General features: G+C 42.1%; 6 protein-coding genes, 1 tRNA gene and 1 pseudogene. 3 read left to right on the forward strand and 5 right to left on the reverse strand.

Annotated features, from left to right (window positions below):
* Positions 1–40 precede the first annotated feature (40 nt).
* From KFO40_RS20980 to KFO40_RS21000, 5 genes are all read right to left on the reverse strand, one after another.
* Complete coding sequence (locus KFO40_RS20980) at positions 41–691, reverse strand: MarC family protein (RefSeq protein WP_004306500.1); 651 nt, start codon at positions 689–691, stop codon at positions 41–43.
* A 61-nt stretch (positions 692–752) separates the two neighbouring features.
* Positions 753–1,445 (reverse strand): YjjG family noncanonical pyrimidine nucleotidase, encoded by a 693-nt coding sequence (locus KFO40_RS20985; RefSeq protein ID WP_008777220.1) that lies wholly within the window; start codon positions 1,443–1,445, stop codon positions 753–755.
* Between the two features lie 92 nt (positions 1,446–1,537).
* Positions 1,538–2,395, reverse strand: a complete 858-nt coding sequence (locus KFO40_RS20990; RefSeq protein WP_004326281.1) for a hypothetical protein — start codon at positions 2,393–2,395, stop codon at positions 1,538–1,540.
* A gap of 33 nt (positions 2,396–2,428) precedes the next feature.
* Positions 2,429–3,103 carry a 16S rRNA (cytidine(1402)-2'-O)-methyltransferase gene (gene rsmI, locus KFO40_RS20995; protein ID WP_004299177.1) on the reverse strand — a complete coding sequence of 225 codons (675 nt, stop codon included), beginning with the start codon at positions 3,101–3,103 and terminating at the stop codon, positions 2,429–2,431.
* Between the two features lie 12 nt (positions 3,104–3,115).
* Positions 3,116–3,859 (reverse strand): hypothetical protein, encoded by a 744-nt coding sequence (locus KFO40_RS21000; RefSeq protein WP_211146772.1) that lies wholly within the window; start codon positions 3,857–3,859, stop codon positions 3,116–3,118.
* A 140-nt stretch (positions 3,860–3,999) separates the two neighbouring features.
* On the opposite strand from KFO40_RS21000, the gene KFO40_RS21005 reads away from it, so the two are divergent.
* From KFO40_RS21005 to KFO40_RS21015, 3 genes and pseudogenes are all read left to right on the forward strand, one after another.
* A complete protein-coding gene (locus tag KFO40_RS21005) occupies positions 4,000–4,599 on the forward strand; it encodes a thymidine kinase (RefSeq protein ID WP_004299175.1) in 600 nt (199 codons plus the stop codon).
* 21 nt (positions 4,600–4,620) lie between these two features.
* Positions 4,621–5,755 (forward strand): annotated as a pseudogene (locus KFO40_RS21010) (AI-2E family transporter).
* A 94-nt stretch (positions 5,756–5,849) separates the two neighbouring features.
* Positions 5,850–5,925, forward strand: a tRNA-Lys gene (locus KFO40_RS21015).
* Positions 5,926–6,089 lie beyond the last annotated feature (164 nt).

The following is a 6,089-nucleotide window of genomic DNA, read 5'->3' on the forward strand; positions in this document are numbered from 1 at the left end:
TTTCATTATAGGAACTCTCCGTCCCTCATATTCTTATTCATCAAGGAATCATTCCTTCCCTCACAATATCTACCAGAATCGGCTTCAATCCGCTAACGAAACATTCCACTGCAATCACCATCAGAATCAGTCCCATAAGACGCATCATCACATTATTACCCGTTTCACCCAAGACTTTTACCAATTTCGTGGAAGCACGAAGAATAAAGAAAGTCAGCAGATAAATCAGGGCGATAGTACCTATCAATATCCCCTTCATTTCATAAGAATGCGCATCCTGCATCAAAACGATTGCATTGGCAATCGCTCCGGGACCGCATAACATAGGAATACCGAGAGGAGTAATAGAGATATCATCCGCATACGTTTTGATTTCTTCGTCCTTCAACTTCATCGGTGTATAGCGGGCTTGAAGCATATCAAAGCCTATCTTGAAGATAATCACCCCACCGGCAATACGGAAACCATTGGTAGAGATACCGAAGAACTTGAAAAGAAACTGCCCGGCAAAGACAAATACCATCAATGTAATAAACGACACAATAGTAGCACGACGTACGATAGACTGACGTTCTTTATCCGTCATACCATGAGTCATGGTAAGAAAGACAGGCATCGTTCCCAACGGGTTGGTCAACGTGAAGAATGAAGTGAAACAAAGTAAGGCGAAAGGCAGAAGCGTACTATCCATGATTATATCGTATTTTATGCAAAACTAAAACGCAACAAAAATACGACTTAATCCAGAAAACCTATAATAAATCCATTAATTCTTTCAAGGAATGGATGTGATAAGTAGGGAGGAAAGGGAAAGCTGTCCGTTCTGTCACATTGTAGAAAACCTGATGCATCCCTACTCCGTGCGCTCCGGTTATATCCGCTTCCCAACTATCACCAATCATTAAGGATTCGCGCAACTCGGATTGAGTAGCAGACAAAGCAAAATTGAATATCTCCGGCCAAGGCTTCAGCACTCCGAGATCTTCCGAGAGAATCACCTTTCTGAAATACCCGTCCACTCCTGCCGAACGCATCTTACGTGATTGCAATTCACGAAACCCATTGGAAAGGATATAGAGGTTATATTTGGGAGCAAGATACTCCAATACCTCCTTTGCATGAGGCATTAAAACACTTTTAGTAGGGATAATAGCGAAAAAATCTCTCGAAAACCGTTCAGCGAGCGCTTCATCTTTCACTCCCACGGCCTGTAAAGGATAAAAGAAACGTTGGCTGTTCAATTCATCCTTCGTTATCTTTCCTTCACCGTACTCAACCCAGAGTTCGGTATTTCTTTGTTGATAAAGAGTATAATAATGATTGAATGAATCAAAATAGCGGTCGAACGAATATTTCTGATATACTTCCTCAAAGGTGTTACGAGCATTTTGAGAAAAAGCCCAGATGGTATCATCAAGATCAAAAAAAAGATTTTTATATTTCATCAGTAGTTATATAATAAGAAACAAAAAAGCCAATGTGCTAATTTCTTGAATCCAGGAATCAGCACATTGGCAATTCAAAAGGGATATCTACCTTATTTTACCTGGATAACCAAGTATCTGGATACACTCCAGAATTCAGTAGGATTAGTAATCTTCAATGTCAACTGGCCTTTATCATCTTTTACCAATTCATAAGAACCGGTCGGATGAGTAGTCAGTAATTCAGCACGTTTAGAGTACAACTTGATTTCTTTGGTTGTACGGATATCGATCTGCGTGAAATAATCCTTATTGAAATCAGCGCTCTTCAACACGTCTCCGCTCTGAAGAATCTTTTGAGCTTTCAATTCAGATTTAGTACCAAATACGAACCAGGCAGCATTCAGGCTCTTTTCCTGTTCTGCAACGGTTTTAGCTTTCGCTTCGTTTTCTGCGGCCAGAGTTTCTTTTGCTACAGACAGATCGCTGACAGCAGCATCCAATTCCTGAATACGGATATTCTTGGAAGCCAGTTCTGTTTGAAGCTCTTCGATACGCTGTTGTTTAGCGTTCAATTCAGCAGTCAAAGCGGCAACAGCTTTTTTCATCTGTGCAGAATTGTAATTGCTATTCTTCAACTGTGCCTGTAACTTTGCAATCTGCGCTTTGTTTTCTTCCATTTGCTTGGAGATGAATTCGATGTCAGAAGCAATCTGTTGCTTGGCACTGGCAGAGTTTTCAGTGATGGTTCCACGCTGCAAGTCAACACGGCTTTCGGCAGCATTGATCTTACGGAAACCTTCCTGAACTTCATTGAAAGTCCCCATCATATCATCCAGTTCAGCGTTGCGCTGGTTCAGTTCCATCAAAAGAGAATCATTTTCAGCTTTCAGGTCTTTACTTCCACCTTTAAAGCCATCACACGAAGCCAACAAGGCTACGCATACAAATAAAACAGCTAACTTTTTCATACGTTTACGTTTTACGTTTTTTAATGAAGTTATTTAATCATCTATTCCTGCTAATACTATCACAATCTCGCCCCGGGGTTCGGTAGCGGTAAAGTGTTCTATCAATTCAGCCAAACTGCCCCGAACTGTTTCTTCATGGAGTTTGGATATTTCACGCGACACGGTTGCCTGACGTTCAGCACCGAAATATTCGGCAAACTGTGTTAACGTCTTCAACAGACGGTGGGGTGATTCATAAAACACCATCGTGCGGTGTTCTTCCGCCAATGTCTTCAGTCGTGTCTGCCGTCCTTTCTTCTGGGGGAGAAATCCCTCGAAGCAGAACTTCTCGTTCGGCAATCCCGATGCTACGAGTGCCGGAACAAAAGCGGTTGCTCCCGGCAAGCACTGCACTTCAATACCGTTGCGCACACATTCACGAACAACCAGAAATCCGGGATCGGAAATTCCAGGCGTTCCGGCATCCGAAATAAGTGCCACCGTTTCACCTGCCTTTATTCTATTAACAACACTTTCCACCGTTTTATGTTCATTAAATTTGTGGTGGGATTGCATTGCATTCTTTATTTCAAAGTGTTTCAACAAGATACCGGAAGTACGTGTATCCTCCGCCAAAATCAGATCGACCTCTTTCAGGACTTTGATAGCCCGAAAAGTCATGTCCTCCAGATTCCCTACCGGCGTAGGCACCACATATAGCTTTCCCATCTTGTTTTTGTTTTATACTGATTGATTAAAATATTTCTTTAGTAGCTCCAGAAAGTCGTTCACCGCCTCCTTTTCTTCATTCAATTCGACTTTCGAGGACAGAAATGCGACTGCAGTCTTGTAGGAACTCATTACTGATATCTGTTCGATAACCCGATTCATCAAATCAGTGTTGCCTCCGAACAGTTCACGAGAAAAACGGAAAGAATCATTCAAACTGATAGCATGTCGCAAGCCGGCAGACAGTTTGAGACTTTCTCCCAACACAGCCGATTTAGGTTCTTCCTCTTTCACAACAGTTTCAACGACAGGTTCCTCAACAATTGCCGATTCCTCTTTTTTCCCTTCTTCTTCTTCTTCTTCTTCTTCTTCTTCTTCTTCTTCTGCTGCTGCTGCTGCTTCTGCTGTCTCTGCAGCTGCCGCTATTACGACAGGTTTCTCTTCCGCAACAATGGCTTCTCCTTCCTCATCTTCTTTCACAACAACCGATTCGAGAGATTGTATAATCACGGGGGAATCCTCTTCAGACCCGGCAACTTCATCCTCCTCTTCCGCTGTCTCTTCCACAGCTGACGGAGAAATTACCTGAACAGCATCCACCTCCTGCTGCAGTTCTTCCAAACGCCCCTGCATCCGTGTAATGCTCCGCTTCAACAGTTCAGACAAAGTCGGAGTCGGCTCCTTGGTAAATGAATCCATGAGATACTTCAACTCATGAACATCCAACTCAATATCTGTTAATAGCTTCTGTTTCATGTCAGTCCATTGTTTATACGGTGCGAATGTAGGAATAATTTATGCAATAACTTAAAATAATGGATAATTTAACAGTTCTTGCACATTGAATTGCTTACCTTTGTCCACATATTTATTTAATCAAGAAAACACAAAATCTCATGGTATTATTTTCAGAAGACCACATACAGGAGACTAGAAGAAGAGGCCGGATCGAAGTAATCTGCGGTTCTATGTTCTCCGGAAAGACAGAGGAATTGATTCGCAGAATGAAGAGAGCGAAATTCGCGAAACAACGTGTCGAGATATTCAAACCTGCTATCGACACCCGTTATTCAGAAGAAGACGTAGTCTCTCACGACAGCCATTCTATCGCCTCCACTCCCATCGATTCGTCAGCCAGCATTTTACTGTTTACTTCTGAGATAGATGTAGTAGGTATTGATGAAGCACAGTTCTTCGACAGTGGTTTGATTGATGTATGCAACCAGCTTGCCAACAATGGAATCCGTGTTATCATTGCAGGATTGGATATGGACTTCAAAGGAAATCCGTTCGGACCTATGCCACAATTGTGCGCCATTGCCGATGAAGTCTCCAAAGTTCATGCGATCTGTGTGAAATGTGGTCAGCTGGCCTCTTTCTCACATCGTACAGTCAAGAATGAGAAACAGGTTCTTTTAGGCGAAACAGCCGAATATGAGCCTCTGTGCAGGGAATGTTATCTCCGTGCACGAGGGGAAGATGAGCAGAAAGTATAAACTCTATAAAAGAAACAGATTATGGAAAGGAAAAAGATAACATTCGACAGTTTTATACGCGGTTCCATCGGATGTGTGTTAGTTGTAGGAATATTAATGCTCGTGGAACGTCTTAGCGGAGTGTTATTACCTTTCTTTATTGCGTGGCTGATAGCTTATATGGTCTATCCGTTAGTCAAATTCTTCCAGTATAAGCTACGATTAAAAAGCCGCATTATTTCCATCTTCTGTTCCTTATTCCTCATTACGGTTATCGGAGTCACTTTATTCTACCTATTAGTGCCGCCGATGATTTCGGAAATAGGCAGAATGAACGACTTGCTAGTGACTTACCTCACCAATGGAGCCGGTAACAATGTGCCTAAGAATCTTTCTGAATTTATCCACGAGAACATTGATCTTCAGGCGTTGAACCGTGTATTAAGTGAAGAGAATATCCTGGCGGCAATCAAGGATACCGTCCCCAGAGTGTGGACTTTGCTTGCAGAATCTCTCAACATTCTATTCAGCATCCTTGCCTCTTTCATTATATTATTATATGTAATCTTTATATTATTGGATTACGAAGCGATAGCTGAAGGATGGTTGCATCTGCTACCCAATAAATACCGTACGTTTGCCTCCAACCTGGTTCACGACGTACAGGATGGTATGAACAGATATTTCCGTGGACAGGCTTTGGTTGCTTTCTGCGTAGGTATTCTTTTCAGCATCGGTTTCCTGATTATCGATTTCCCCATGGCTATCGCTCTGGGACTTTTCATCGGAGCATTGAATATGGTTCCCTACTTGCAAATCATTGGTTTCCTTCCCACCATTTTATTGGCAATCCTCAAAGCTGCCGACACCGGACAGAACTTCTGGATTATCATTGCATGTGCATTAGCCGTCTTTGCAATCGTACAAATCATACAGGATACCTTCCTTGTCCCCAAAATCATGGGAAAGATTACCGGACTGAATCCTGCCATCATCCTTTTATCTCTTTCTATCTGGGGTTCATTAATGGGAATGCTCGGCATGATTATCGCCTTGCCACTAACAACTTTGATGCTCTCCTACTACCAACGCTTTATTATCAACAAAGAAAAAAATAAAATATGATGAAGTAGAAACTACTGATAATCAAGAAACAAGCCATAACGAGGAAAAATAATTGAAACTTTTTTCTACGGAATGCTTGCAAATTAAATAAAAGTAACTACCTTTGCACCCGCAATCAGGAAATAACTGATTCGCAAATAAGGATTGATTCGCTAGCTCAGCAGGTAGAGCACAACACTTTTAATGTTGGGGTCCTGGGTTCGAGCCCCAGGCGGATCACCAAAAACAAGATTAAGCCTCTGATTTTCAGGGGCTTTTCTTCTTATCCAAAGGCCTTATTCCCATTCTACTCTCGGCTCAGTCTGAAAACTTGGGGGATTGCGTTAAAATTCTTATTTTTGCATCATGAAAACATCCTCTTCCCAAACGATTGATCCTGTTGCTTC

The sequence above is a fragment of the Bacteroides sp. 1001302B_160321_D4 genome (assembly GCF_015667765.1).
In the GTDB taxonomy this organism is placed as follows: Bacteria; Bacteroidota; Bacteroidia; order Bacteroidales; family Bacteroidaceae; genus Bacteroides; species Bacteroides xylanisolvens.